Annotated in this window: 25 protein-coding genes; 14 read left to right on the top strand and 11 right to left on the bottom strand. The window is 71.9% G+C overall.

The window, feature by feature from the left end; all coding sequences use genetic code 11:
* Positions 1 to 10: 10 nt before the first annotated feature.
* Complete coding sequence (locus Cco03nite_RS32170; RefSeq protein ID WP_203697158.1) at positions 11 to 409, bottom strand: hypothetical protein; 399 nt, start codon at positions 407 to 409, stop codon at positions 11 to 13.
* Between the two features lie 125 nt (positions 410 to 534).
* Here Cco03nite_RS32170 and Cco03nite_RS32165 point away from each other — a divergent pair, with 125 nt between their 5' ends.
* Entirely contained in the window at positions 535 to 939 is a 405-nt protein-coding gene (locus tag Cco03nite_RS32165; RefSeq protein ID WP_203697156.1) for a YidB family protein, read from the top strand.
* 189 nt (positions 940 to 1,128) lie between these two features.
* Here the strand turns inward: Cco03nite_RS32165 and Cco03nite_RS32160 are convergent, their stop codons facing one another.
* Positions 1,129 to 1,881, bottom strand: coding sequence for a DUF2127 domain-containing protein (locus tag Cco03nite_RS32160; protein WP_203697154.1), 753 nt, complete (start codon positions 1,879 to 1,881; stop codon positions 1,129 to 1,131).
* 235 nt (positions 1,882 to 2,116) lie between these two features.
* Here Cco03nite_RS32160 and Cco03nite_RS32155 point away from each other — a divergent pair, with 235 nt between their 5' ends.
* Complete coding sequence (locus Cco03nite_RS32155; protein ID WP_203697152.1) at positions 2,117 to 3,031, top strand: hypothetical protein; 915 nt, start codon at positions 2,117 to 2,119, stop codon at positions 3,029 to 3,031.
* A 24-nt stretch (positions 3,032 to 3,055) separates the two neighbouring features.
* Here the strand turns inward: Cco03nite_RS32155 and Cco03nite_RS32150 are convergent, their stop codons facing one another.
* Positions 3,056 to 3,967 carry a polysaccharide deacetylase family protein gene (locus Cco03nite_RS32150; RefSeq protein WP_203697150.1) on the bottom strand — a complete coding sequence of 304 codons (912 nt, stop codon included), beginning with the start codon at positions 3,965 to 3,967 and terminating at the stop codon, positions 3,056 to 3,058.
* Between the two features lie 62 nt (positions 3,968 to 4,029).
* Positions 4,030 to 7,344 (bottom strand): bifunctional lysylphosphatidylglycerol synthetase/lysine--tRNA ligase LysX, encoded by a 3,315-nt coding sequence (gene lysX / locus Cco03nite_RS32145; RefSeq protein WP_203697148.1) that lies wholly within the window; start codon positions 7,342 to 7,344, stop codon positions 4,030 to 4,032.
* A gap of 116 nt (positions 7,345 to 7,460) precedes the next feature.
* Here lysX and Cco03nite_RS32140 point away from each other — a divergent pair, with 116 nt between their 5' ends.
* Positions 7,461 to 8,243 carry a hypothetical protein gene (locus Cco03nite_RS32140; protein WP_203697146.1) on the top strand — a complete coding sequence of 261 codons (783 nt, stop codon included), beginning with the start codon at positions 7,461 to 7,463 and terminating at the stop codon, positions 8,241 to 8,243.
* 50 nt (positions 8,244 to 8,293) lie between these two features.
* Positions 8,294 to 9,133, top strand: coding sequence for an NUDIX domain-containing protein (locus tag Cco03nite_RS32135; protein WP_203697144.1), 840 nt, complete (start codon positions 8,294 to 8,296; stop codon positions 9,131 to 9,133).
* 178 nt (positions 9,134 to 9,311) lie between these two features.
* Here Cco03nite_RS32135 and Cco03nite_RS32130 read toward each other — a convergent pair whose 3' ends face one another.
* Positions 9,312 to 10,691 (bottom strand): ApeA N-terminal domain 1-containing protein, encoded by a 1,380-nt coding sequence (locus Cco03nite_RS32130; RefSeq protein ID WP_203697142.1) that lies wholly within the window; start codon positions 10,689 to 10,691, stop codon positions 9,312 to 9,314.
* Between the two features lie 221 nt (positions 10,692 to 10,912).
* Between Cco03nite_RS32130 and Cco03nite_RS32125 the strand changes: the two genes are divergently transcribed.
* Positions 10,913 to 11,461 (top strand): NUDIX hydrolase, encoded by a 549-nt coding sequence (locus tag Cco03nite_RS32125; RefSeq protein ID WP_239167828.1) that lies wholly within the window; start codon positions 10,913 to 10,915, stop codon positions 11,459 to 11,461.
* Positions 11,462 to 11,551: 90 nt separating this feature from the next.
* Here the strand turns inward: Cco03nite_RS32125 and Cco03nite_RS32120 are convergent, their stop codons facing one another.
* Entirely contained in the window at positions 11,552 to 12,679 is a 1,128-nt protein-coding gene (locus tag Cco03nite_RS32120) for a DNA polymerase III subunit beta (RefSeq protein WP_203697140.1), read from the bottom strand.
* A gap of 251 nt (positions 12,680 to 12,930) precedes the next feature.
* Here Cco03nite_RS32120 and Cco03nite_RS32115 point away from each other — a divergent pair, with 251 nt between their 5' ends.
* The 3 genes from Cco03nite_RS32115 to Cco03nite_RS32105 all read left to right on the top strand — a co-directional run bounded on the left by Cco03nite_RS32115 (position 12,931) and on the right by Cco03nite_RS32105 (position 16,006).
* Positions 12,931 to 13,281: a MazG-like family protein gene (locus tag Cco03nite_RS32115; protein ID WP_203697138.1), complete on the top strand. Its 351-nt coding sequence runs from the start codon at positions 12,931 to 12,933 to the stop codon at positions 13,279 to 13,281.
* Between the two features lie 106 nt (positions 13,282 to 13,387).
* A complete protein-coding gene (locus Cco03nite_RS32110) occupies positions 13,388 to 14,845 on the top strand; it encodes a PhoX family protein (RefSeq protein WP_203697136.1) in 1,458 nt (485 codons plus the stop codon).
* 78 nt (positions 14,846 to 14,923) lie between these two features.
* Positions 14,924 to 16,006, top strand: a complete 1,083-nt coding sequence (locus Cco03nite_RS32105) for a DUF5925 domain-containing protein (RefSeq protein WP_203697134.1) — start codon at positions 14,924 to 14,926, stop codon at positions 16,004 to 16,006.
* Between the two features lie 39 nt (positions 16,007 to 16,045).
* Here Cco03nite_RS32105 and Cco03nite_RS32100 read toward each other — a convergent pair whose 3' ends face one another.
* The gene (locus tag Cco03nite_RS32100; RefSeq protein ID WP_203697132.1) at positions 16,046 to 16,333 is read right to left on the bottom strand and encodes a hypothetical protein; all 288 of its coding nucleotides are present in this window, start codon (positions 16,331 to 16,333) and stop codon (positions 16,046 to 16,048) included.
* A gap of 14 nt (positions 16,334 to 16,347) precedes the next feature.
* On the opposite strand from Cco03nite_RS32100, the gene Cco03nite_RS32095 reads away from it, so the two are divergent.
* Positions 16,348 to 16,659 carry a hypothetical protein gene (locus Cco03nite_RS32095; RefSeq protein ID WP_203697130.1) on the top strand — a complete coding sequence of 104 codons (312 nt, stop codon included), beginning with the start codon at positions 16,348 to 16,350 and terminating at the stop codon, positions 16,657 to 16,659.
* Between the two features lie 238 nt (positions 16,660 to 16,897).
* Positions 16,898 to 20,794, top strand: a complete 3,897-nt coding sequence (locus tag Cco03nite_RS32090) for a PDDEXK-like endonuclease domain-containing protein (protein WP_203697128.1) — start codon at positions 16,898 to 16,900, stop codon at positions 20,792 to 20,794.
* On the opposite strand, the gene Cco03nite_RS32085 is transcribed toward Cco03nite_RS32090, so the two are convergent.
* Positions 20,784 to 21,206, bottom strand: a complete 423-nt coding sequence (locus Cco03nite_RS32085; RefSeq protein ID WP_239167829.1) for an NUDIX hydrolase — start codon at positions 21,204 to 21,206, stop codon at positions 20,784 to 20,786. The genes Cco03nite_RS32090 and Cco03nite_RS32085 overlap by 11 nt on opposite strands.
* 307 nt (positions 21,207 to 21,513) lie before the next feature.
* On the opposite strand from Cco03nite_RS32085, the gene Cco03nite_RS32080 reads away from it, so the two are divergent.
* The gene (locus Cco03nite_RS32080; RefSeq protein ID WP_203697124.1) at positions 21,514 to 21,861 is read left to right on the top strand and encodes an Imm51 family immunity protein; all 348 of its coding nucleotides are present in this window, start codon (positions 21,514 to 21,516) and stop codon (positions 21,859 to 21,861) included.
* A gap of 41 nt (positions 21,862 to 21,902) precedes the next feature.
* Positions 21,903 to 22,943 (top strand): S66 family peptidase, encoded by a 1,041-nt coding sequence (locus Cco03nite_RS32075; RefSeq protein ID WP_203697122.1) that lies wholly within the window; start codon positions 21,903 to 21,905, stop codon positions 22,941 to 22,943.
* On the opposite strand, the gene Cco03nite_RS32070 is transcribed toward Cco03nite_RS32075, so the two are convergent.
* Together Cco03nite_RS32070 and Cco03nite_RS32065 are read right to left on the bottom strand one after the other, a co-directional pair.
* Entirely contained in the window at positions 22,944 to 23,993 is a 1,050-nt protein-coding gene (locus tag Cco03nite_RS32070) for a mechanosensitive ion channel family protein (protein ID WP_203697120.1), read from the bottom strand.
* A gap of 150 nt (positions 23,994 to 24,143) precedes the next feature.
* Positions 24,144 to 24,917, bottom strand: a complete 774-nt coding sequence (locus Cco03nite_RS32065; RefSeq protein WP_203697118.1) for a hypothetical protein — start codon at positions 24,915 to 24,917, stop codon at positions 24,144 to 24,146.
* Positions 24,918 to 25,144: 227 nt separating this feature from the next.
* Here Cco03nite_RS32065 and Cco03nite_RS32060 point away from each other — a divergent pair, with 227 nt between their 5' ends.
* Both Cco03nite_RS32060 and Cco03nite_RS32055 read left to right on the top strand, forming a co-directional pair.
* On the top strand, positions 25,145 to 26,056 hold the full coding sequence (locus Cco03nite_RS32060) for a PfkB family carbohydrate kinase (RefSeq protein WP_203697116.1): 912 nt from the start codon (positions 25,145 to 25,147) through the stop codon (positions 26,054 to 26,056).
* A gap of 28 nt (positions 26,057 to 26,084) precedes the next feature.
* Positions 26,085 to 26,273, top strand: coding sequence for a DUF4236 domain-containing protein (locus Cco03nite_RS32055; RefSeq protein WP_166388406.1), 189 nt, complete (start codon positions 26,085 to 26,087; stop codon positions 26,271 to 26,273).
* A gap of 1 nt (position 26,274) precedes the next feature.
* On the opposite strand, the gene Cco03nite_RS32050 is transcribed toward Cco03nite_RS32055, so the two are convergent.
* Positions 26,275 to 26,880: a CGNR zinc finger domain-containing protein gene (locus tag Cco03nite_RS32050; protein ID WP_203697114.1), complete on the bottom strand. Its 606-nt coding sequence runs from the start codon at positions 26,878 to 26,880 to the stop codon at positions 26,275 to 26,277.
* Between the last annotated feature and the right edge of the window lie 47 nt (positions 26,881 to 26,927).

The raw sequence follows: 26,927 nt of genomic DNA, 5'->3' as shown, positions 1-26,927 counted from the left end.
ATGATCAGGGTCAGGCGCCGATGGCTGACTTGACCTTGGCGATGGCTGCGGTCTCGGTGTCCTTGACGCCGCCGGAGGCGTTGGCGACCTGGTCGCAGGCGCCGGAGATGACGGTACGGAACTCGGTCAGGTCCTGCGGGGCCTTGGACTGCAGGATGCCGACCGACTGCTGCAGGGCACTGAGCACACCGGACTCCATCTCGGCCGGCGAGCCCTTGGGAACCTCGGGCAGGCCACCGGACTTGAACACGCTTTGCAGTTCGGGCGACGCGCCGGCCAGCGCCTTCGCGCCCGCGATGCTCTCCTTGAAACTCGCGAAGAAGCCGGGGTCGGCATGGGATACCAGGAAGACCGCCCCGAAGGCCGCGGTACGCAGGGTCTGGCGCTCTTCATCGGTGTATTCCGTCATGCGGCACATTCTGGATGATCGCCGCCAATGGCTGGTGGCATTTCACCGCTTTTGCCTCAGCCGTTCAGCCGACCCCCTAGGGTCGAGGAAGAGTGTCCAAGCACCGAGTACGGGGGTAACGGGAAATGGCAGTCGACCTCAACCAGATCATGAAGCTGATGAGCGACCCGCAGATCCAGAGCCTGCTCAAGGGCCTGTTCAGCCAGATGTCCGGCGGCGGTGGCGGTGGCGGGAGTCAGGCGAACCTCAGCGGTCTGGTGGATCAGCTGAGCCGGTCGGGCCTGGGCCCCCAGGTGCAGTCCTGGATCGGCACCGGCAAGAACGAGAACGTCACCGGCGCGCAGCTGCAGCAGGCGCTGGGCGGCGGCACGCTCGAGCAGGTGGCCCAGCAGGCCGGCACCACGCCGCGCCAGGCCGCCGACGACCTCGCCAAGGTGCTGCCCGAGATCGTCAACCAGGCGACGCCGCAGGGCCAGCTGCCCGACCAGCAGCAACTCCAGCAGATGATGGGCAAGCTCTTCGGCCAGTGACGCGGCCGTACCCGCTCGCACCAGCGCCCGCCCGGCCCCGCCGGGCGGGCGCTCCGCGTCTCCCCCGGTGCCGCAACTCTTAAAGAGTCGCGGCATAAGAAGTCCCCGGTAGGCGCGACTCTTTAAGAGTTGCGGCAGAGGCGGGGGCGCGCCCGCCCGGCGGGGGCGGCGGGGGGCGGGGTGGGCGGGTCAGGGGGCGGTGGCGGCGTGGGTGAGTTGGAGGAGGCTGGCGTGGTGGCGTTCGGCGTCGTACGCGGCGCGGCCGCCGCGGACGCCGAACAGGCGCTTGCGGTAGACGAGGAAGACCACGGCGCCGATGTTGATCACCAGGGCGGTGATCCGGACCCAGGTGACGCGCTCGGTCAGCTCGTACACCTCCAGCGGGATGAAGATCGAGGTGGCCACCGCGGTCAGATACTCGCCCCAGCGGCGCAGCAGCCACAGCCCGGTCGCCTCGGCCAGCTGGAGCAGCCCGTAGCAGGCGAGCGCGGCGGCGATCCAGGTGAGCGTCTGCGGCCGGGCGGCCAGGGCGGTGCGCACCAGGTGCACCAGCGGCGAGTCGGCGAGGTTCCAGTGCAGCCGGTCGGCCAGCGGCTGGAGCAGGGGCAGGTCCTGGTCGAACTCGGCCCGCACGGCGGGCTGCGCGCCGCGGAAGCGCCAGACGGCGTACGCCCCCAGGAGCAGCAGCGCCCCGCGCACCACGCGCTCGACCGCCAGGGCGCGCAGCACCACGGCGTCGCGCAGCAGCTGGCCGCGCAGCGGCACGGGGGCCTCGTCGGCGGGTCCGGCGGCGCGGGGCGGCCCGGGTACGTAGTCTCCGCAGCGCAGGCAGCGCCAGGCCGGCCCTTCCACGGTCGGCACGCACAGGTGATCGCGCAGTTCCGGCTCGTCCGGGGCGTAGGTGAGGTGGTGCCGGGCGCAGGCCAGCAGGTTCCAGTCCATAGCGCTCCCGCCTGAGTCCCGCTCACAGGTTATCCGGTTTCGGCCCGTTTCAGGCTGATTGGTCGGGCACCGCAGCTGCGTGAAATGTCCGTATTGCCATCGGCCGAAAGTACTACATCAACAATCTACGAAAGCATGGACTAGGGGCGTGACCTGCGCCTTTTCAGCGCTCAGCAGTGGCCCCGACCACTGTTTTCGGGTGGGCAGCGGCCGATCGCCTTTCTAAGCTCGGCGAATGCGTGGCAACGGAGCACACGAGCAGCGCGGAGTCGGCCGTCACCGAGCGGCTACCCGCCAGAATCCCCTGTCCAGTCCCCTCAAGTCCCTCGCGGAGGCGATCAGCCGGCTCAAGTCGGCCGACTCGCGCAAGCTGATGGCAGTGACCGGCCTCGTCGGCGCCCTGGGCGCCGCCACGGTCGGCGGAGTGGCGGCCGGCGCCGGCGCACCCGACAACCAGGTGACCCTGCAGAGCGCGAGCCGGGCCGAGGCGGCCCAGGACGCGACGCGGTCGCTGGACCGCACCGCGACCACCGCGGTCAAGCCGGTCGAGGCCGCGGCCCCGAAGGCCGCGCCGCAGGCCAAGCCCAAGGCCGTCGCCCCGAAGGCGGCAGCAGCCCCGAAGGCGGCGACCAAGGCCGTACCCAAGGCGGCCCCGAAGGTCGCCGCCAAGCCCAAGGCCGCGGCGAAGCCGAAGGCCGCGCCCCAGCCCGTCCTGCGTCCCGTCGCCGGGCTGGACATGACCCAGATGCGCAACGCCCAGGCGATCGTGCAGGCCGGCAAGGAGCTGGGCCTGCCCAAGCGCGCCTACGTGGCGGCCATCGCCTGCGCGATGCAGGAGAGCCAGCTGTACAACCTGGCCAGCACCGTGTACGCGGAGTCGTACAACTACACCAACCAGGGTGAGGGCTCCGACCACGACTCGGTCGGCCTGTTCCAGCAGCGCCCGACCTCGGGCTGGGGCACCGTGCGCGACCTGATGCAGCCCAAGTACGCGGCGACCCAGTTCTACAAGGCCCTGGACAACGTGCAGGGCTGGCAGGACATGCCGCTGACCCTGGCCATCCAGGAGGTCCAGGTCTCGGCGTTCCCGTACCACTACGCCAAGCACGAGACCCGTGCCCAGCAGGTCGTCGACGCACTGACCCGATGAACCGCCCGCCACCGCGGCGGTGAGTCACTGCCCCGGTCGTCCGAACCAATCGGTTCCGGACGGCCGGGGCTCTTCTCTGCCCGCGGGCAGCGGAGCCAGGTGGAACCGCGTGATCAGGTTCGCCAGGATGGTACGCAGCGCCGACAGCGTGCGGGCGCGGTCGCCGCCGCCGTCGTGCAGCAGCACGATCGCGCCCGGGGCGGCCTGCGAGGTGACGTCCGCCGCGATGCGGTACGACGGCCCGAGCTGCCAGTCGTTGGGGTCGACCCGCCAGTGCAGCGCGGTCATGCCCAGCCGCCGCGCGGCGGCCACCACGACCGGCGTCCAGTTCCCGCCCGGCTGGCGGTAGTAGGAGATGCGGGCCGACGGCGCGGCGCTGGTGAGCGCCTCGTTGGCGCGGCGCATGTCGGCCAGCACGGTCTGCTCGTCGCGCAGGCCGAGGAAGACGTCGTGGCTCCAGCTGTGGTTGCACAGGGTGTGCCCGTCGGCCACGACATCGCGTACCAGCTGGGGGTTCTTCGCGGCCTTGGCGCCGATCATGCAGAAGGTGGCCCGCACGCCGTAATCGCGCAGCAGCGCCAGCACCTGCGGCGTCCACACCTCGTCCGGGCCGTCGTCGAAGGTCAGCGCGACCTCCGGGGTGCCGGTGGTCAGCCGGCTGCCGAACGGGCCGCCCTTCTCGGCGGGCAGCGGCGGCCGGTCGGGTCCGGTGATCGGCTCGGGCCGGGGCGGCAGCGGCGGCAGCGCGAGCCGGGCGTACGGCCCGACCCGGTCGCGCGAGGTCTTCGGGGCGTCCGACCGGTCGCCGAGCCCGGTGCGGGAGCGGCTGCCGGCCAGGTGCCCGAGCAGGAACCCGCCGACCAGGATGACGACGGCCAGCACCAGCGCGGTGACCATCGCCCGCCGCCGGTTCCCGGGTGCCGATCCGGCGCGCATGGGCCCTCCTGCGACCTATTTATCAGCATCATAGCAAAATGCCCGAATAGCCGGTATGGCCTTCAGCGCGCCCCGCGCACCAGCGGGAACGGCAGGGTCTCCCGGATGGACCGCCCCGTGAGCAGCATGACCAGCCGGTCGACACCGATGCCCAGCCCACCGGTGGGCGGCATGGCGTACTCCAGCGCCTGCAGGAAGTCCTCGTCCAGCTCCATCGCCTCCGGATCGCCGCCCGCGGCCAGCAGCGACTGCTCGGTGAGCCGGCGGCGCTGCTCGATCGGGTCGGTCAGCTCGGAGTACGCGGTGCCCAGCTCGGTGCCGAAGGCGACCAGGTCCCACCGCTCGGCCAGCCGCGCGTCCACCCGGCTCTGCCTGGTCAGCGGCGACACGTCGGTCGGGAAGTCCTTGTAGAACGTCGGCAGCACGGTCTTCTCCTCGACCAGCCGCTCGTACATCTCCAGCACCACCGCGCCGCGGCCCCACTTCGGGTCGTACGGGATCTTCGCCGCGTCGCAGAGTTTACGCAGCTTCTCCACATCGGTGTCGGCGGTGATCTCCTCGCCGAGCGCGGACGAGACCGCCTCGTCGACGGTGCGCACCGACCAGTCCCCCGACACGTCGTGCGGCTGCCCGTCGTGCATGATCACGCACTCGCCGTTGGCGGCCCGCGCCGCCGACTGCACCACCTCGCGGGTCAGCGTGAGCATCGAGTCGTAGTCGGCATAGGCCTGGTACGCCTCCAGCATGGAGAACTCGGGGTTGTGCTTGTAGTCCACGCCCTCGTTGCGGAAGGTGCGGCCCAGCTCGAACACCTTCGCCACGCCGCCGACGGCCAGCCGCTTCAGGTACAGCTCGGGCGCGATGCGCAGGTAGAGGCGCAGGTCGTAGGCGTTGATGTGGGTGGTGAACGGGCGGGCGTTCGCGCCGCCGTGGATGCGCTGCAGGATCGGCGTCTCCACCTCGATGAAACCCCGGTCGCTGAACGACTGGCGCAGGCTGTGCACCGCCGCGCTGCGCGCCTTCAGCAGCTCGCGCGCCGTGCCGCTGGTGATCAGGTCCAGGTAGCGCTGGCGGACCTTGGCCTCCGGGTCGGCCAGGCCGCTGTGCTTGTCCGGCAGCGGGCGCAGGCACTTGCCGGTGATCTCCCAGGTGTCCACGTGCACCGAGAGCTCACCGCGCTTCGTGGTGACCACCTCGCCGGTGACGCCGACGTGGTCGCCGATGTCGATCGCCTCGGTCCAGCCCGCGACGTCGCGGTCGATCATCAGCTGCAGGTCGCCGCTCCAGTCGCGGATGGTCGCGAAGGCGAGGTGGCCGTGGTCGCGTTGCAGCATCACCCGGCCGGCCACCGACACCCGGTCCCCGGTGCGCGTGTCGGCGGGCGTCTCCGGGTGCCGGTCGTGGACCTGCCCGAGCGTCGCGGTCGGGTGGAAGCCCACCGGGTACGGGTCGACGCCCTCGGCGCGCAGCCGTTCGAGCTTGGCCAGGCGTACCGCCATCTGCTCGTTGACGCTCTCCTCGTGCCCCGCACCGGCCAGCGCCGCCGCTTCCACGGGCGCGGGCAGCCCCTCCAGGACCGGGGCTGCCGTCGCGTCCAGCGCCGCGACCGGCGTGCCCGGCACGGTCAGGAAGCCCTCGGCGATCGCCGAGGCCAGGCCGACCTTGGCCAGGTCGCGCCGCTCGCCGAAGCACAGGAAGCGCGGCACCCACTCCGGCTGGTACTTGATGTTCGAGCGGTACAGCTGCTCCAGCTGCCACCACTTGGAGAAGAACATCAGCACCCGCCGCCACAGCCGCAGCACCGGCCCGGCGCCGATCCGGCCGCCCTCCTCGAACACCGCCCGGAACACCGCGAAGTTCAGCGACACCCGCTCCACGCCCAGCTTCGGCGCGGCGTTCATCAGCGCGGTGACCATGAACTCCATGACGCCGTTCTCGGCCTCGTGGTCGCGGCGCATCAGGTCCAGCGACAGGCCGCGCCGGCCCCACGGGCTGAACGACAGCATCGAGCGCACGATGCCCTCGCGGTCCCGAGCCTCGACCAGCACGCACTGCCCGTCGTTGGGGTCGCCGAGGCGGCCCAGCGCCATCGAGAAGCCGCGCTCGCTGTCGGTGTCGCGCCAGCGGGTGGCCAGCTCGGCGATCTCCTTCATCTCCTCGGGCGGGATCTCGGCGTGCCGGCGGACCGTCGCGGTGTACCCGGCGCGCTCGACCCGGTTGACGGCTTGGCGCACCTGGCGCATGTCCCGGCCGTCCAGCGAGTACCGGTCGGTCAGCAGGATCGCCTCGTCACCCAGCTCGAGAACCTTCAGACCCGCCTTGTGGTACGCGGTCGCGCCCTCCTCGCTCGCGCCCATGGCGGCCGGGGTCCAGGCGTAACTGCGGGCCTCCTCCAGCCAGGCGTGGATGGCCGCGCCCCAGGCCTCCGGGTCGCCGATGGGATCGCCGCTGGCCAGGCTCACCCCGTTTACCGGGCGGTAGGTGACCGCGGCCTTGCCGGTCGGCGAGAAGGTCACCAGCTTGTCCCGGCGGGTGGCGAAGTAGCCCAGCGAGTCGCGCTCGCCGTAGTGGTCCAGCAGGCCGCGCACCTTCACCTCGTCGGCGGGCTCCAGCACCGCGTTGACCTGCTGCGAGCGCAGCAGCGTGAACAGCGCCGCGAACACCGCGATCGCGCCGAACAGGCCGAGCACGAAGTTGACCCAGCCGGGCGCGGCGCCGTCGCGGGTCACGTCGAACTCGAACGCGCCGCCGAGCACCTTCTCCGCCGCGTACGCCAACTGCTCGCCGGCGTCGGAGCCGAGCGTGCCGGGGAACGCGGCGACCAGGCTGTAGCCCAGGCCGATGCCGACCGCGGCGACGCCCGCGAAGACGGCCAGAGCCTTCCACACCGCGCCCTTGCGGATCCGGGCGTAGAACTGGTCGCGGGCCAGGAACAGGATGATCAGCGCCGCGACGCCGACGAGCACGGCGATGCTGGTGGCCACCCGGCCCCAGCCGCTGAACAGCGGCACTCCTGCGTCGTCGACCAGCTCGCCCTCGGGCACCAGCGTGATCACCCCGAGCGCGAGAATGCTCGATCCCACGTCGATGACCAGGTAGACGATCATGGTCCACCAGGCGACCTTCTTACGCCGGGCGGTGGCGGCGGCGAGCACGGCCATGAACGCCGCGTACGCGAGGTTCGCCGGGACGGGGATCAGTACGTCGTCGAGGATGCGGCGCACCGGCTGGGTGCTCTGCCCGATCGCGCCGCCGACTGCGGCCAGCGCGCTGATCAGGGCGATGATGGCGATGAAGGTGGCGAATACGCGGGGCACCTTCTCCCGCCAGTGCCGCCCGTTCGCGCGGGTCGCCGCGCCTGCAGCAGGTGAAGCCACGTGCCACCCCGTCTCGTCGGCGAAGTCTCCGGGCCGTCAACACGAACATATGGCACTCACTAGACTTAACGCAGCAAATACGATGAAAGCTCGGGTATGGAGGCGGGGGTGGGACGGTGTCCGACTGGTTCCACCGCACGGTCGTGGAGACCGGCCGGCTGCCGCTGTTCTGCTTCTTCGCCGGGGTGATCTTCGGGTTCGTGTTCATCCGGTTCTCGGTGCGCATGATCCGCGCGCAGGTGAAGTGGTGGCCCGGCAACGTCACTCCCGGCGGCGGGCTGCACATCCACCACGTCGTCTTCGGCGTCGTGTTCATGCTGGTGGCGGGCGTGGCTGGGCTCGTCGTCCCGGACGACTACGTGCTCTGGCGCTCGGTCCTGGCCGCGCTGTTCGGCATCGGTTCGGCCTTGGTGCTCGACGAGTTCGCGCTGATCCTCCACCTGGAGGACGTGTACTGGTCGGAGAAGGGCCGCACCTCGATCGACGCGGTGTTCGTGGCCGTCGCGGTGACCGGGCTGCTGGTGCTCGGCGTACGCCCCGCGGGGATCGACCGGCTGATCCTGGCCGCCGCCGCGTCCGGCGGCTTCGGCTGGGCCATCGCCGGGGCGATCGCGTCCACCCACCTCGGCCTGGTCCTGCTCACCCTGGTCAAGGGCAAGATCTGGACCGGGCTGATCGGCCTGTTCATCCCGGTGCTGCTGATCGTCGGCGCGATTCGGCTGGCCCGCCCGCACTCCCCCTGGGCCCGCTGGCGCTACACGCGGCCGACCCCGAAGGCCGCCGCGAAGCTGTCCCGGTCCACCTGGCGCGAGACGCAGCTGCGCCGGCCCGCGATCAAGGCGAAGATCTGGTTCCAGGAGCTGCTGGCCGGACACCACGACGCTCCCCCACAACGGTGAGGCAGGCCGATATGGTGCAACCACCGTCGTCAGTGGAGGAGCAGCCGAAGGTGCGCCGTGCTCACGTCATCACCGCCTGGGCGATCTGCACCCTGCTGGGCGGCCTGCTGCTGGCCCTGCCCGACGACGGCCCGCGCCTGATCTCGTTCAGCGACGCGCACGGCCCCGGCCTGCTCGACACGGTCGGCGCGGTGCTGGCGATCGCCGGGTCGGCGCTGGCCTGGTGGTGGATCTGGCGCGACCGCCGCCGGCTGTCCGCCGCGCCGCTGTGGTGGCAGGTCACCGCGCCGATCGCGGGCGGCCTCGGGCTCGGGCTGGTCGTCGCGTCGGTGTTCGGCGACTTCGCGCTGTGGTGGGCGGTCGGCGCGGTGCTGGTCACGCTGGTGCAGGTCGGGCTGTTCGTCTCGGTCAGCGGCATCGGCGCGCACCGGCCGACCCGGCTGCGGGTCACCGGATACGTCACCCGGGGCGCGAACGACGCGCTCGAACTGCTGGTCTTCGAGTATCCGAGCACCCCCGGCACGCACCTGCCCGGCGGCGGCGTCGAACGGGGCGAGCTGCTCAACGACGCCATGGTCCGGGAGACGTACGAGGAGACCGGCGTGTCCGGCCCGCTGTCGGTGCTCAGCGTCGTGGGCGTGCAGAGCGGCCGGTTCGCCGACACCCGCCGGCCGTACCTGAACGTCTACTTCCACCTGCGCGCCGACGACGACCGCGCCCAGTGGCGGCACACCGTCATCGGCGACCCCGGCGTCTGGGACACCGGCCTGGTCGTCACCTGCCGGTTCGTACCGCTGGCCAAGGCCCGCGAGCTGCTACGCGACACCGGCAACACCCAGCACGCCTTCCTCGATCTGCTCGCCGTCCCCGCGGCGAACCCGCTGACCTGACCGGGGCGGTCGCTCGCGGGCGGATCAGGGTCATGTACGGCGGTCTTGCCTCACCGCCACAGTCGCCTCATACAAACCCCAGACTTACCGAGCGGCGCTTTCGCCGTCCGGCTGATACCGGCTGACAGCCAGCGGCGAATGCGGCTCGATCGGATACCTCCCCGGGCGACGGGTCGGATCAGGGGCGAGTGGACTTGCGCTTCAGGTGTCGATAGTGCTCGTGGGCCTCGATTTTTTCGAATACAACTTCTGGAGCGTCGGCCAGTCTGAGAAGACAAAAAACGTATAGCCAGTAGGCCGTCTCGGAGAGGTAGTACTGCTCGGCGAGTTCCTTGTCTAGGCGCACACCCTTGTGGTGCGCCATGTCATTTCGGTCGTCCTTGATCTTAGTTACCCACGCATCGACGTCCCCCACAAGTTCGGTGAACACCTTTCCTGCCAGGTCGGCGCATCGCTTGATCCTCTGACGGTAGTAAGCACTACCGCCATGTTCGCGCGTGTCCATCCCCTCCAACGCCGCCACACGGCTCAGATAGGTGTTGTGAAGATAATCGGCACCGCCATAGCGGGTCGACATGACGCGCGCGAGCGAAGAGCCATGGCGCCGAGCCACACCGAGCCAACGAGCAACCCCTTCGAGGTCTCCGAGATCTGCCAAGGTGAAGTAGAGATCGCTTGCTCTAAGTGGCTTCTTGGAGGGCTCGCGCCTTGCCGTCCATCGCGCCCAAAGGCGAATATCGCGGTATTCCTTGCCGTCAGGATAGGTCCTCAGCAGGTTAGGTCGGTCCGCCGGAATTTCGCGATAGACATCAGGGTGCCGGAAGCCCAATGTGTCGAATGCGACCGTGCGGCCCGTAGCGATTGACACTAGATCCTGCAGGTCCGATGCCACCTCCGTCAGGGTGCGCGTCGGCCGAACGCCAGGATACGAAACGGAGAACACGAACCACTGCTTGAGTTCAGCACCAGCGCCGGTGAGCAGCGGCATCGGAACTCGATGGCGAAGTGTGAGCGTCCCACCGTCGTCCAAGGGCACACTGTCCGGCGGTAGCGCCTGTGCTCGAACCTCGTACGAAAGGTTCGCGCCATCAGCAGGTTCATGATCCACCGTGACAGTTGCTTCCATGCCTGACCGGCTCACCCATTCCTCCAGCATGTCGAGAGCAATGGTGATCTTGTTCGCTTCCGGCTCTGCGCCGGCAGGAAAGTGATGACCCCGAAAGACATAAGAGGGCTTGACGATTTGGTAATGATGGTTACCGAAGCCGGATCCGACCGACTTGATCGAGTTACTCTCGTCGAGCGTGTAGAGCCTTCCCTCCGCCGCTCCGTAGATCCGCTCGTATGTTCCAGCTGCTTCGAGGTCGTCGGCCTTCACTCGTATTGTGGTAGTGCCGTTCCGGTGAGTCCTCTCAGCAATCTCCATCGGGTCGAGCAGCACCCCGCCGATGAGCTTAAGAACGCCACCGCTCTCCGCGCTCCAGGTCAGGGTGCCGGGGAGTTTGCGATCCTCACGGCCAGGAAGCCACCAGTCGCCCACTACCTCGAATTCGCTCATGCGGCCTTCATCCCCCCGATAACCCCGAGACGGTCACAGCATACCTAGCTATACGAGTATCACCCATTCTCGGACGAAACGATCGGCAGGCGAATCGCCACAAGCAGGGCGGTGGGCACATCGACACCTGCGATGCCTGAACTCCGCCGCTCAACCAGCCTCATCGACGAACGGCCCCCTCGCAAGATCACAACGGGCATTGATGCGTTAATATACAGACCGTGACGTCCCTCGATAGCCGTTTCCCCTTGCTATTCGCTCCGCAGCGCTGGGAGTGGGCGGGTGTCGACTGTCAGTTCTCCACAAGCGCGCCAGCGGACGACCTCGTCACCAACGTGCATGTTGTCGGCTTCGACGGCGACCGAATCGTGCTGTGCCGCGACGAGCGGGACGTCTGGTTCCTGCCCGGCGGCACCCGCGAGCCCGACGAGAGCGTCACCGACTGCGCGGCACGCGAGCTGCGCGAGGAGGCCGGGGCGGTGCTGCGCGGCCCGCTGCACGTGATCGGCGCGCACCACGCGGTGTCCGACCTGCCAACGCCGTATCGGCAGCACCAGCCGCATCCGGAGAAGGCATGGCTGTGGTGCTTCGCCGAGGTGAGCATCGAAGGTACGCCGGACAACCCCGATGACGGCGAGACCGTGCTGGAAGTCCGCGCCCACCCGCTCGACGAAGCCCGGCACCTCCTGCTCACCGACGGCTCCTGGTATCCCGAACTCGTCACCCTGGCCGCCGAACAACGGGCTACGGGCGCCGCGATGCCCTGGTGATCAACGCGGCTCCACCGGGGAAACTGCACGTTCAAGGACCGCCATCCCGCAGTTCCCCGAAAGCGCAGTTCAGCCACCATGGCCGCAGAGTCAGGGGCGGTCGGTGGGGTCGGCTGGGCGTAGGGGCACGACGAGGTAGCGCAGATCGACGGCGGGGTCGGGGGATGCCGCGGTGAACGCGGTGGGGCGCAGGGCGGACTGGATCTCCAGGCGGGCCTGGCGGCCCGCGAACGGGCGCAGCGCGTCGAGCAGGTAGCGGGCCTGGTACTGCCGGGTCAGCCGGTCGCCGAGCAGGTCGGCCTTGAGCGTCTCGGACGACTCCCCGGCCAGCGGATCACTGCTCCGCACGGTCAGCTCGCCGTCGCCGAGTTCCAGGGTGACCGCGCCGCGCGGCCCGGCGTAGTGCGCCGCGCGCGCCACGGCCGCGGCAAGTTCGTCGGCGTCCACCCGCACCGTCGCCTCGGCCTGCGTGGCCAGCAGCTGGTCGAGTTGCCGGTCGGGGAAGGCCACCGCCAGCGAGGCCGTGCCGACCGTCCAGCCGGGCCAGGACAGCGCGAACCGGCCGTCCTCTGCGTGCAGGCCCACCTCGGCCGCCCGGCCCGCCTGGCGGCCCAGCTCGGCCACCAGCGCCGCGGGGATCAGCACGTCCAGCTCCGCGCCGGGCTCGGCTCGCCAGGCCGGGCGCGCCGCGGCGAGCCGGAAGCGGTCCGTGGCCAGCATCGAGACCACCGCGCCCGCCGAGCGCATCCGCACGGCGGTGAACAGCGGCAGCGCGTCCTCGCGGGAGGCGGCGCCGGCGACCGCGGCCGCGGCCCGCCAGTCCGCGCCCGCGAGCACGCCCTGCGGCGCGGGTGCCTGCGGCGGGCGCGGGAAGGTGTCGAGGTCGAGCGTGGGCAGCGCGAACCGGGCCCGCTCGGTGCGCACCGCCAGCCGCGAGCCCTCGGTGCACAGGCGCAGCTGCGGGGCGTCGAGCGTGGCGACGGTGTCGGCCAGCGCGCGCCGCGACACGACAGCCTCGCCGTCCGTGTGCGCGGTGGCGGGCACCCGCACTCTGGCCCACGCCTCCCCGTCGGAGCCGGCCAGCTCCAGCCCTTCGGCGTCGGCCCGCAGCAGCACCCCCGCCAGCGCGGGCTGGTGCGCCCGCACCGGCAGCAGCCGCAACAACTGCGCCGCCACCTCGGCCAGCGCCCCCGCCCCCACACTCACATCCAACGCCATGCCCCGCACGCTAACCACCGCGTACGACATCCCGCCGCGCACGACATCGCCGAGCGCACCCGCGCCGCCCAAGATCGCTCGACTTGCCAGGCAGGTGGGCGTATCCGCGCTCAAGATACGCACGATTGCCAGGCAACTCCGTTGACCTTGCGGCGCACGGCGCACCCCGCACGTGCACGGCGTGCGAGGCACAGCGCACGTGCGTGCGGGGCACGGCGGCCGGGCAGGTCGGGGCCGGTAGGGTGCGGCGGGTGGACGAGACGACCCGGCGGGCGGTGGACGCGGCGGTGGGGTGGCTGGACGCACACCACGGCAGCGGCCCGCAGCAGCAGACCATGCGCATCCTCAAGGTGACCGAGGAGGCGGGCGAGGCCGCCAGCGCCTGGATCGGCGTGCAGGGGCAGAACCCGCGCAAGGGCGTCACGCACTCGCCGCGCGAGGTCGCCGACGAGCTGGCCGACGTGGCGCTGGCGTCGTTCGTCGCGATCCGCAGTCTCGGCTTCGACCCGGCGGAGGTCCTGTCGGCCAAGGCGGGCAAGGTGCTAGACCGGATGGCCGCCCACATCACGGCGCAGCAGGGCCGGGACCGGGCCGAACACTGACCCTCGACCCAAGGTAAGGATCGCCTTGCCGTCGATGCGTGATCATGCGGGTGGTTCGCTCGTTGCACCTGCGTAGCTCCCTCGACGCACGGAAGTGGGCCCGCAGATGGTGATCAAACGGCGTTCGCTGCTCGGCGGCGCGGCCGTGGCGGGCGGCCTGTTCGCCGCCGGTCCCTTCAGCGGCTTCCTGGCCCGCGAGAGCGCGCCGAAGCCGCCCACCCGGATCAAACTCGCGCCCACCGCCGACCTGCGCGACGGCGTACCGCGGCTGTGGGTGCCGGAGGGCTTCGCCTACCGCTCCTTTCACGACACCGAGTGGCCGGTGGTGCTCGACGACGGCAGCCGCCTGCCGGGCAGCCACGACGGCATGGGCGCGTTCCAGGCCCCGGGTGGCAACACGATCCTGGTCCGCAACCACGAGGTCAAGATCACAGGGCAGGCGTTCGGGCCGGGCCACGTCACCTACGACCCGGCGGCCTGCGGCGGCACCACCACCGTCGAGGTGACCCGGTACGGCGAGGTGGTGCGCTCGCACACCAGCCTGAGCGGCACGCACACCAACTGCTGCGGCGGGCGCATGCCGTGGGGCACGTGGATCAGCTGCGAGGAGACCGTCAACGGGCCGGACGTCGCCGGGCTGGGCAACTACCTGCTCAAGGAGCGGCACGGCTTCATCTTCGAGGTGCCCGCGCAGGGCGCGGTGGAGCCGCAGCCGATCACCGCGGCGGGCCGCTTCGCGCACGAGTCGGTGGCGTACGACCCCGCCGGCGGCGCGCTCTACCTGACCGAGGACAACTTCGCGTTCGCCAGCTGCTTCTACCGCTACCTGCCGCCGCGCGCGCCGGACCCGCTGCGCGCCGACGGGCGGGGCATCGCCGACGGCGGGCGGCTGCAGGCGCTGGCCGTGAAGGGCCGCCCCCGCCTGGACCTCGCCGCGTCGCAGGAACCGGGCGCGGTCTTCCCGGTCACCTGGGTCGACATCGACGACCCGGCGCCGCGCTTCCCGTACACGGCGGGGGTGCCCGCGCCGACCACCGAGCACCAGGCGCTGCGGCACGTGGGCGACCAGGGCCGCGACGGCGGCGCGGCGCTGTTCTCGCGCCTGGAGGGCTCCACGTACCGGCAGGGCGTCGTGTACTTCACCTCCACGCAGGGCGGCGGCCGCCCGGAGAAGGACGAGGGGCCCTTCGACAGCGGTTACGGCAACGGCCACGGGCAGGTCTGGGCGTACCACTGCGCGGAGGAGGTGCTGCGGCTGGTGTACCAGTGCCCGGCCGTGGACGGGCTGGACTTCCCGGACAACATCACCACCAGCCCCAACGGCACGCTCATCCTGTGCGAGGACGGCGCGAACAACAACTACGTACGCGGGCTCACCCGGCACGGGGAGGTGCTCGACATCGCGCTCAACCGCCTCACCAACCGCGCCGGCGTCTCGCGGGAGCGCGACGAGTTCGCCGGCTGCGCGTTCAGCCCGGACGGGCACACGCTGTTCGTGAACGTGCTGGCCATCCACGGGATGACCATCGCGATCTGGGGGCCCTGGGCGAAACTCGGGATCTGAGCGCGGGCCCAGCTCAGGGCCGTTATCCGGGGTGGAAAACCACTATCTGCGCAGGTCCAATTGCGAGATCATCGAAGTATGGGCACTCTGCCACAGCTGTCGACGAACCTCACCCTTGACGACTCCGACACTCCTCGGGACGTCGTCGACGCGATGATCCTCGCCCCGTTCAGCACGGGCGAGCAGCCGTACGCCCACACCGCCCGCCTGCCCCGCGTACGCAAGGACGCGGCCCTGCTGCCGGAGGAGGGCCGGGTGCTGCGCGTGGCCACCGACGACGGCCTGCGCAGCCACCTCGCCGCAGGCGACGGCTGGACGCTGCGCGCCGCGCGCTGGCGCGGCGGCGTCGCCGAGGTCACGGTCACCGCGACGACCGAGGAGCTGGCGCTGCGCATCCTCGACGCGGCCACGCGCAACGCGCGCGAAGATCACGTTGAGCGCGCGGACACGGTGCCGATGGGCTTCTGGCACCACTCGGCCAAGCGCGGCGCGCAGCGCAGCACCCGGCCGATCACCACGCCTTCGTGGGACGCCATCCGGGACAACTACTCCGCCGACGTCGCGGGCTCGCTGGAGCGCCTGATGACGCTCACGCCGGACTCGATCAGCGGCCGCCTGCTGCTGCTGCACGGCGTGCCCGGCACCGGCAAGACCACCGCGCTGCGCGCGCTCGCGCGGGCGTGGTCCTCGTGGTGCCAGGTCGACTGCGTGCTCGACCCGGAGAACCTGTTCCACGACTCCAGCTACCTGATGGAGGTGGCCATCGGCGACGACGAGCAGGAGGAGCGCCGCTGGCGGCTGCTGCTGGTCGAGGACTGCGACGAGCTGATCTCCTCGGCCGCCAAGCAGTCCAGCGGCCAGGCGCTGTCCCGCCTGCTCAACCTCACCGACGGCCTGCTCGCCCAGGGCCGCGACGTGCTCGTCGGCCTCACCACCAACGAACCGCTCAACAAGCTGCATCCCGCCGTGGTCCGCCCCGGCCGCTGCCTGGCCCAGATCGAGGTCGGCCCGCTGCCCTTTGCCCAGGCGAGCGCCTGGCTGGGCAGCACGGTGGGCCTCAGCTCGTCGGGCGCGACGCTCGCGGAGCTGTTCGCCATCCAGCGCGGCGACCGCGACCTCGTCCAGATCACCCCCGAACCCTCCACCGGCTGCTACCTGTGAACCGGGGCGTCACGAGCCCCGCCCATCATCGACGTTGGCCTATCTCGATGAAAAAACAGGCGCCCACAGTCGCCGAGATAGGCCAACGTCGATGAAGATCGAGGTACGTAGCCGGGCTCGGAGCAGGCGGCTGCGGCCCCGGCCGCGGTTCATGCGCCAGGCGGCATAGAGGCCGGTGGCGGGCGCGATCAGCAGCAGCACCCCGCAGCCACGCAGTACGGCCGCGGTGTCGCCGGTGGCCGCCCCGCCCAGCGCCTGCAGTGCCCAGTACCCGGGGGACGCGGGCGCGATCGTCCGCGCCCAGCCGGGCAGCAGGGACAGCGGCAATCGCGCCGCCGAGCGTGGACAGCAGCAGCGCGCCGAGGTCGTTGACCGCGCCGAGTTCGCTGTGGCGGCGTACCGTCATCGCGGCCGCGGCCCCGAAGCAGCAGCGTGACCGCCCAGGCCAGGGCCGCCAGCGCGAGCAGGTCGGGGCGGGCGACCCGCAGGCCGAGCGCGACGACGCCGTACCCGAGCACCACCGCCTGCTGCGCGAGCGGCACCCCGCCGAGCGCGACCGCACGCGGGCCGCGCGCTGGCCCACCGCCACCCCGCCGCCTACCCGCTGCTGCTCTCGCGGCCCGCGATCACGTCCGAAGCGGTGCGCCACGTGATCCACCCCCGGCACCGATCCATCCTTCCTGGTCAGCAGCAGCCCGGCGTTGGGAAGGTGCCCTTCCGCTACGAATAGCGATGTGAAGGTGCCCTTCCTTCGGCTTGTGGGGCGTTGGTTTCGGTGGGGCGCTTGGCGGGGGTGCGGGAGTCTGCCATCGTTGGGCCGTGACCGTGTCTGGCAACGCTCCGCAACCGTCCCATGTCGCGCTCGCCACGAGGCGGTGGGCTGATGCGCTGGTGGACGATTCAGGGCGGAATCAGCTGGCGTACTACCGCGATCTCAAGGCCGGCACGCTGCGGCTGGACGGCGCGCGGCCGGAGGCGGTGACCGTGCTGACGGCGGGCCGCACGGTGACGCTGCGTCAGTTGTTTCCGGACGATGTGGCGCACGCCGACGCGATGCGGCGTACGCGGACGATCCGGACCCGGATGCGCACGCTCGCCGAGGAGCGGGGCGTCGACGTCGGATACCTGGCCAGCGGGATCGCGAGCTGGTGGGAGCCGGACCGGACGCCGCGCTCGCCGGTGCTGCTGCACCGGTTGACGGTGCGCACGACCTCGGCCGCGGAGACCGACTTCGCGCTGACGCTCGACCCGGAGCCGACGGTCAACCCGGTGCTGCTGTTCAAGCTGTTCAAGGAGCACCGGCTCGACATCGACCCGGAGACGCTGCTCGACGCGCTGCCCGAGGGGCCGTACGATCCCGCGCCGCTGTTCGAGCAGCTCGCCAAGGCGGCGCAGGACGTGCGCGGCTTCACGATCAGCCCGGAGCTGCTGGTCGGCACGTTCCTGTACGAGAAGCTGCCGATGGTCGCCGACATCACCGAGCACGGCGAGTTGCTGGAGAGCAGCGAGGTCATCGCCGCGCTGGCAGGCGACCCGCGGGCGCTGAGCGAGCTGTACGCCACCGCGCCGGTCGAGCCGGACGCACCGGACCGGCTGCCCCCGGGTGACGAGTTCCTGGTGCTGGACGCGGACTCGTCGCAGAGCTACGCGGTCAACGCGGCGGTGGCCGGGCACCACCTGGTGGTCAAGGGTCCGCCGGGGACCGGCAAGAGCCAGACCATCGCCAACATGATCATGGCGTTGGCGGCCCGGGGGCGCACCGCGCTGTTCGTCGCGGAGAAACGCGCCGCCATCGACGCCGTGCTCGACCGGCTCAACCAGGTCGGGCTCGACGACCTGGTGCAGAACCTGCACGGCGACCAGGGCAGCCGCCGCGAGCTGGCCCGCGCGCTGGACTCGCGGCTGCAGCGGGCCCGCCACGAGACCCGGCCGACCACCGAGGACACCGACCGCAGCCTGGTCGACGCGCGCGGGGCGCTGGCCCGCCACCACGCGGCGCTGCACACCCGGCACGACCCGTGGGGCCTGTCCATGTTCGAGCTGCAGTCGCGCCTGCTGGGCATCAGCCCCGCGGACATGACCCCGCAGCGCTGGTCCGGCGACGACCTGGCCCGGCTGGACGCGCCGACCGCGGCCCGGCTGCGCGCCTCGCTGACGGAGCTGGCGCAGCTCGGCGCGTTCGACCCTGAGCCCGGCCCGGGTCCGTGGGTCCGCTCGACGGTGCCCGACCGGGGCACCGCGCAGCTCGCGTACACGCTGGCCGGGCAGGCCGCCACCACGCTCGCCCCGGCCCGGCAGCAGCTGACGGCGCTCGCCGCGCAGTTGCAGCTGTCCGTCCCGGCGGCGCTCGGCTCGGCGCAGAAGATGGCCGCGCTGCTGTCGGACGTGGACGTCACGCTGCGGCGGCTGCGGCCGGAGGCGTACACCGCGGACCTGGCCGCGTGGGTCACCGCCTCCGCGGCCGGTCCCGAGCGGGGCGGCATGGGCTTCTGGCAGCGCCGCAAGGTGCTCAAGCAGATGCGGGCACACTGGATCGCGCCCGGCCGGCCGAGCACCGCCGAGCTGCACGAGGCCGCCGTCGCCGCGGCCGACGAGCTGGCCCGCTGGCGCGTGGTCAGCCGCGACGGGCAGCCGCCGCGCACCAGCCCGGCGGCCGCCCCGGCGCTGGCCGCGTTCGCCGAGTTCACCGGGGCGCTGGAGCCGCTGCGCGGGTACGTGCCGATCGTCGACGACGACCTGACCCTGCTGCAGCCGGAGCTGGACCGGCTCGCCGGCGACCAGGCCGACCTGCTGCGCACCGCGCGCCGCAACGAGCTGGCCGCGAGCCTGGTCGAGTGGCGCGCCCGGCGGCTGCTGGACGAGCTCGCGGCCCGCGGCGTCGGCGGGGACACCGCCCGCGCCGGGGCGGCCTTCGACCACGCGTGGCTCAGCTCGGTGCTGGAGCACGTACGCTTCACCGACGAGCGCCTGTCGGCGTTCCACGGGGCGGCCCTGCACGCGGCGGTGACCGAGTTCCACACCGCCGACGCCGCGCACATCACCGCCGCCGCGCAGCGCGTGCGGCACCTGGCCGCGCGCAACCTGATGGCGGTGCTCGACGAGTTCCCCGACCAGCAGCAGCTGGTGCGCCGGGAGGCCGCGAAGAAGGCCCGGCACCTGCCGGTGCGGCGGCTGTTCGAGCAGGCCCCGGACGCGCTGACCGCGCTCAAACCGTGCTGGGCGATGAGCCCGCTGCTGGTCAGCCAGGTGCTGCCGCCGCGGGTGCTGTTCGACGTGGTCATCTTCGACGAGGCCAGCCAGGTCGAGCCGGTCGACGGCGTACCCGCGATCATGCGCGGCCGGCAGGTGGTGGTGGCCGGCGACGAGCACCAGCTGCCGCCGACGAACTTCTTCCAGCGCGCCGACGGCGACGCCGACCTCCCCGACGACGGCACCGCGCTCGGCGACGACGTCGAGTCGCTGCTGCAGGCGTTCGCGCACACCCTGCCGCTGCCGCAGGTGCGGCACCTGGCCTGGCACTACCGCAGCCGCGACGAGCGGCTCATCGCGTTCTCCGACCGGCACGTGTACAGCCCGAACGGCAACGCGCTGACCACGTTCCCGGGCGCGGACGCCGGGGACTGCATCAGCCACGTGCTGGTGACCGGCGAGGCCGACCCGGAGGCGTCGGCGGAGAGCGGCAGCGCCGAGGTGCGCCGCGTGGTGGAGCTGATCCTCGCGCACGCCGCGCAGCGCCCCGCCGAGTCGCTGGGCGTCATCACCATGGGCATCACCCACGCCGAACGCGTCGACGCCGCGCTGCGCCGGGCGCTGGCCGGCCGGCCGGAGCTGGAGCCGTACTTCGCCGAGCACGGGCACGAGCCGTTCTTCGTCAAGAACATCGAGCGGGTGCAGGGTGACGAGCGCGACGCGGTGATCCTGACCGTCGGCTACCCGAAGGGCCTGGACGGGCGGATGCTGTACCGGTTCGGGCCGCTGAACACCAAGGGCGGCCACCGGCGGCTCAACGTGGCGATCACCCGGGCCCGCCGCCGGATGACGGTGGTCAGCTCGTTCACCCACCTGGACATGGACCCGCAGCGGCTGCGGGCCGAGGGCGCGGTGATGCTGCGCGACTTCCTGACGTACGCCTCCTCCGGCGGCCGCCGCGAGTCGCTGGCCGCGACGACCTCCCCGGCGCTGAACCCGTTCGAGGCCGACGTGCTGGCCAAGCTCACCGCGGCGGGCATCCCGATGGTGGTGCAGCACGGCGTCGGCGGGCACCGGATCGACTTCGCGGCCGTGCACCCGGACGACCCGGAGCGGCTGGTGCTGGCGATCGAGGCCGACGGGGCGTCCTACCACGCCTCGCCGACCGTGCGCGACCGCGACCGGCTGCGCCAGCAGCACCTGGAGCGGCTGGGCTGGCGCTTCCACCGGATCTGGTCCACGGACTGGATGCGCCAGCGCGAGGTGGAGATCGCCAAGGCGCGGGCCGTGTACGACCTGGCGGTGTCGGAGTCGGCCGGGCTGCCGGTGGACACCGTGGCCGAGGGCGTCACCCTGCGGCTGCCGTCGGCGACCGGGCGCAGCGGCGCGAAGCCGGAGCTGCCCGCGGTCACGCAGATCACCGAGGTGCCGCAGCAGACGCTGGTGGACCTGATCCGCTGGATCGAGAGCGACGGCCTCAACCGCACCGAGGACGAGGTGATCGCCGAGGCCACCACGCAGCTGGGCTTCACCCGCCGGGGTCCGCGCATCACCGAGGCGCTGCGGCAGGCCCGCCGGGAGGCGGGTCCTACTTCTTGACGGCGGACCGCAGCACGTCGCGCACCGCGTCGAGCATCGGGATCTGGTCCAGTTCGGACGCGGAGTGCCAGCTCGGCTCGACCATGATGCCGTCGGGCTGCGGGCGCAGGTCGCCGCCGAGCACGGTCACGCCGTACAGCATGAACACGCCGTGGAAGTCGATGCCGCCGGTCAGCTGCCGGTGGTCGGAACCGACCTCCAGCAGGGCGTCGACGCGTACCTCGAGCCCGGTGGTCTCGGCGAACTCGCGCACCACCGTCTCGGCGGGGTGCTCGCCGTGCTCGATGGTGCCGCCGGGCGGCATCCATTTGCCGAGGTCCCCGTAAGCGCTGCGGCCGATCTGCACGAGCAGCACGGTGTCGCCCTCGCGCGCCAACCCGTACGCCGAGACCCGCTGCCACTGCCTGACCATCGTCACGATGAGAAAGCCTGCCATGTTCTCGCGCGGTCGCACAGATGGTCGAACCGCTGATTCGCCACTCAGAGGGCTTCTTCCTGCTCACACCCGCCGAATTCGGCCCGCGCGGGCGACGCGCGGACGGCGCCGCGGCGGCCGCGCGGCCCCGGTCGCCGTCCCGCACCGGCCGGCGGGACGTGCCGCCCCGGTGGACGTGCCGCGAACAGCGGGTCGACCCGGCGAGATTCACCGTGTCGGCGGAGGTGAAGTCGGCCTTTCGGCGAAACCGCAGTGACACCTGTCAAGGCCTATAGTCGCGGACATGGCACGTGACCCCGACTTCGACCCCTGCAAGCTGGTCGAGCACGGCTCCGGCGAGTTCAGCCTGACCTTCGACGACTTCGACGACTACGTGGACATCTTCGACGAGCAGGGCTGGCTCGGCAACGGCTACGCCTGGGAGGGCGTGGTGCAGGTGCTGCTGGCCGAACGTGCGCCCGAGGTGCTCGACCAGGTCGAGTTCGACTCCGAGGCCGACCTGTTCTCGGTGCGGGCCGGCGAGATCGAGCCGCTGCAGGAGGTGGCCGCCACCGTCCGCGAGGCGGTCGTCGACCTCGACGTGCTGGCCGACGCGATCACCCGCGCGGAGGAGCAGGGCCTGCTGGACTGAAATCGGGTGCCCCGATCGGGTGGATCAGCTAGTTTCCGCCCATGCCCGACATGGTGTATCCACCCAAGCCCCGCCCCGGCGAGCGCATCGCCGTCCTGTCCCCCAGCGCCGGGCTGCCCGCGGTCTTCCCGGACGTGTACGAGCTGGGCCTGTCCCGGCTGCGCGACGAGTTCGGGCTGGTCCCGGTGGAGTTCCCGACCACCCGCGCGCCGCACGCCGACCCGCGCGAGCGGGCCCGCGACATCACCGCGGCCTTCGCCGACCCGACGATCGCCGCGGTCATCGCCAGCATCGGCGGCGACGACCAGATCACCGTGCTGCGCCACCTCGACGACGACGTCATCCGCGTGAACCCCAAGCCGTTCTTCGGCTTCTCCGACAACACCAACCTGCTCAACCACCTGTTCCACCTCGGCGTGGTCGCCTTCCACGGCGGCGCGGTGATGACCTCGCTGGCCCGCGGCGGCGCCATGCACCCGCTGTCGGCGAGCAGCCTGCGCGCGGCCCTGTTCGAGTCCGGCCCCCAGGAGCTGACCGCCTCGCCCGACCACGGCGACGAGCCGAACGACTGGGCGGACGCGTCGCTGCGCGGCGTGCCCCCGCGCATGTGGCCGGTCGACGGCTGGCACTGGGAGGGGCCGCGCCGCGTCGTCGAGGGGCCGCTGTGGGGCGGCTGCCTGGAGATCCTGTCCTGGCTGCTGCAGGCGGGCTTCGTCGCGCCGCCGGAGCGCTTCGACGGGCATGTGCTGGTCGTCGAGACCTCCGAGGAGATGCCGGCCGCCGAGGAGGTCTTCCGGACGCTGCGCAACATGGGCGAGCGGGGCATGCTGGAGCGCTTCGGCGCGATCCTGGTCGGGCGGCCCATGGCCTGGAACTTCGAGCGGCGGCCCACGGCCGAGCAGAAGGCGGTGTACCGCGACGAGCAGCGCGCCGCGGTCCGGCGGGCCGCGGCGGCGTACGCGCCGGACGCGGTGCTCGTGTTCGACCTGGACATCGGCCACACCGACCCGCAGCTGATCCTGCCGATCGGCGGGGACGTGCGGGTCGACGCGGTCGAGCGGCGGATCAGCGTGCGCTACTGATCACGGCTGCCCGGCTGGCGGGATGACGGCGACGCGGGTCTGCGGCAGGCCCTCGGGGTGGTGCTCGCGCACGTACGCGATGAGCTTCTCGCGGATCTCGCAGCGCAGGTCGTAGGCCTTCGCCGCGTCGTCGGCCGAGGCCAGCACGCGTACCACCATGGTGGTCTCGGTGGTGTCGACGACCTGCAGCACCCAGTCCCGGCGGTCCCACAGCGGCGACGCCTCCACGACGCGCTGCGCCTCGGCGCGCAGCGCGTCGACCGGCATGCGGTGGTCCAGGTGCAGCACCGCCGCACCGAGCACGCGGGACTCGTTGCGGGTCCAGTGCTGGAACGGCGTGGTGGTGAAGTAGGTGGTGGGCAGGACGAGCCGCCGCTCGTCCCACAGCCGCACCACGACGTAGGTCAGCCGCAGCTCCTCGATGCGGCCCCACTCCCCCTCGACCACCACCACGTCGTCGAGGCGCAGCTCGTCGGTGAAGGCCAGCTGCAGGCCCGCGAAGATGTGCGCCAGGGTGGCGTGCGCGGCCAGCGCCGCCACCACACCGGCCAGGCCCGCCGAGGCGAGCAGCGACGCGCCGAGGGTACGCAGCGGCGCGAAGGTCATCAGGATCGACGCGACGGCCAGCACGGTGACGGTGACCGCGGTGAGCCGGCGCAGCATGCCGATCCGGGTACGCGCCCGCCGGTAGCGCCGGTTGTCGGCGATGTCGACGGGCAGCCGCCGGAACGCCGCGTCCTCCAGCACGAACAGCACCCGCACCGCGAGCCAGGCCGACGCGCCGATCAGCGCGATGACCAGCGCGTGGTGCACGATCTCCCGGGCCGGGCCGGCCAGCTGGCTGAACGGCAGCGCGATCAGCAGCGCCACCACGACCAGCACGGCCCGGAACGGCCACCGGCAGGCCTGGCTGAGCTGCTCCAGGAACCTGCGGTAGCGGCGGCGGCCGAGCAGCCGCACCACGAGCCGGGACAGCCAGCCGATGACCACGGCGGCCAGCAGCGCCGCGGTCACCACGATCGCCGCCCGCATCAGCTGCTCGGCGTCCATCAGTGTGGGGCCGGCCTGGTCGGCGTCACGGCGTCACCTCTCGCGTGGCGGGGGTACGAGATCACGTTCTCACCCGTACCCGGGTCCCCGTACGTGAAACGCCGCCCGTGCCCGGGTCCGGGCGCGGGCGGCGTCAGCGCCGTGGCGGCGTCAGAGCAGGGCCAGCACCGCGGCCGGGGCCTCGACGATCTCGCCGGTCGGCTTCTCGACGGTCACCGGGGCGCCGAAGTCGCTGTAGGCGATCTTCATGTCGCCCACGCCAGCGGTCGGGGACAGCTCGGCCGTGGCGACCGTCATCGAGGTCAGCCGGCCCTGGTCGTCGATGGTCGCGGTGAACGGCACGGCCTTGACCTTGTCGCCGAGCTTGGCGACCATCGCCGCGTTCGCCGACGGCCCCTGGCTCAGGTCGAGCACACCCTTGACCTTGCCGGTGCCGTCCCACTGCACCTGGGTGGCCGTGGCCAGCATCTTCGAGCTGTAGGACGGGTCCTCCAGCGACTTGCGCAGCGAGCTCTGCGGACCGAGCTTCGCGGTGTCGATGTGCATCCAGCCCTTCGGCATGCCGGGCACGGCGGCGGCCTTCAGCCACACCTCGTCGGCGATCGAGACGAACTCCATCTTCATCCCCATCACGTCCATCACCGACGCGGACTTGCGGCCCGGGCCGTCGAGCTGGCCCGTGACGGTCATCCCGGCGACGCCCGCGGACATGGTCACGCTCATCTTGGCGGTGGTCTCCTTCAGCTTGCCCGCCGCCGCGGCCAGCGCGTCGGCGGCCGCCGCCTGCTGGGCGGGCGCGGACGCCGCCGCCGACGTGCTCGCGGACGCGCCCGCGCCCGGCTGCGCCGTCGACTTGCACCCGGTCGCCAGGGCGGCGAGTGCGATCAGGCCTACTGCGGCCACACCGAAACGTCGTGTCTTCACGTGCTTCCCTCCCCATCGGTGCCCGGACGCGTTCCCGGAGCACAGTTTCCAGAGCCTAGCCGGGCTCCGCCATGGCCGCCCCGCGGTCGCGCACGCCTTGACGCGGCCGCCCGGTCTCCGTGATGATCGTCGACGACCTGTCGCGACCTCGGCGGACACCGCATGACCTGACTGCGGACCGTACGGGCTGAAACGTCGACTACCCATCGGCGAAAGGCGACACACCCATGCGTGTTACTCATCACCTCGACGTGCTCGTGCTCGGCGGCGCGGGCGTCGACACCATCGTCGAGGTCCCGCAGCTGCCGCTGCCCTATGCGGACAGTTACCTGGTCCCGGCGATCACGACACGGGCCGGGCAGACCGGGGACTTCCTCGCGCTCGGGCTGGCCGCGCTGGGCCTGCGCACGCACCACCTGGACGTGCTCGGCGACGACCCCGAGGGCGCGCTGGTGCGGGCCCTGCACGACAAGGCGGGCATCGGGCTCACCGAGCTGCCGAGCAGCACCGGCACCAAGCGCGCGGTCAACCTGGTCGGCCCGGACGGGCGGCGGCTGTCGCTGTACGACATCAGCCGCGGCGGCGAGCACGACCGCTTCCCCGAGCCGCTGCTCGCGGAGCTGGCCGCGGGCTGCCGGCACGTGCACGTGTGCATCACCCATCCGGGCGCGTTCGCGCTGGCGCAGCTCGCGGCGCTGGACGTGACGGTCTCCACGGACCTGCACAACTGGGACGGCGAGAACCCGTACCACGAGCAGTTCGCGGCCGCCGCCGACGTGGTGTTCGTCTCGGCCGCCGCGCTGGCCGACCCCGAGGCCGCGCTGCGCCGGGTGCTGGCGCTGGGCCGGGCCGGGATCGCGGTGGCCACCGACGGCGACCGCGGCGGCTACCTGCTGACCAGGGACGACGACGCGGTACGCAGGTTCGCCGCGGTGCCGCCGCCGCGGCCGGTGGTGGACTCCAACGGTGCGGGCGACGCGTTCGCCGCCGGTTTCCTGTACGGTCTTTCACAGGGCCTGCCGCCGGACGTCTGCGCACGTTACGGCGCGATCACCGGGGCTCATGCCTGCACGGTCGCGGCGACCGAAGTGGACCCGCTGGACCGCGCCGGGCTTCTGGCACGCGCCGGCGGGTTTTGAGTGGTGCGCGTGCGGTTACATGGGGTGCATGAGCCTGCTGTTCCGCAAGACCTGGAAACTCGGCCCCCTGCGCCTGAACTTCACGCAGGGCGGCCTGTCCTCCTGGAGTCTCCGCATCGGCCGCTGGTCGTGGAACTCCCGCACCCGGGCGCACCGGGTGGACCTGCCCGGCCCCTGGTCCTGGAAGCAGAACAAGGGCGGCGGCAACAAGAGCTGACCTAACCCGCGTCAGGTGCGCGCCGCTCCCGCAGGGCGCGCACCTTGCTGCGGTTGCCGCAGCGTTCCATCGAGCACCAGCGGCGGCTGCCCGGCCGCGAGGTGTCCAGGAAGACCAGCCCGCACCTGACGCCGCCGCACTCGCGCAGCCGGTCGGCGTACGGGCCGGTCAGCACGTCGATCACGTCGCGGGCGACGGCCGACAGCAGCTGCGTGCCGGTGACCGGCAGCGTCCACTCGCGACGGAAGCCGTGGCCGGTGACGCGCAGTCGCGGGGCCGGCGGCGGGCCCGCCGCGGCCTCGTCCACCACGGCGGCGAGCTCGGGCCCGACCGGGCCGCCGCGGATCAGCGCCCAGGCCAGCTCCCACAGCCGGTCGCGCAGCCGCACGGCGGCCGCCAGCTCCGCCGCGGTGACGTGCACCCGCGCCGGGTCCAGGCGCAGCCGGCTCAGCTTCGTCCAGGCGGCGAGGTCGGCGGGCGTGTGCAGCGTCTCGAACCCCGCCAGCTCACCCGGGCCGCCGGAGACCAGCAGGTCGAGCCAGAGCGCGCCGGGGTCGAACCGGAACTCGCCACCCGAGGGTGGGCGCAGCACCATGCCCGTTTCCATGTAACCACTATATGTGGTTACATGGCGGTGGCACAGACCGGACGAGA

This window comes from Catellatospora coxensis (assembly GCF_016862635.1).
GTDB classification, from domain to species: domain Bacteria; phylum Actinomycetota; class Actinomycetes; order Mycobacteriales; family Micromonosporaceae; genus Catellatospora; species Catellatospora coxensis.
This window is presented reverse-complemented; position numbering and strand designations above follow the sequence as displayed.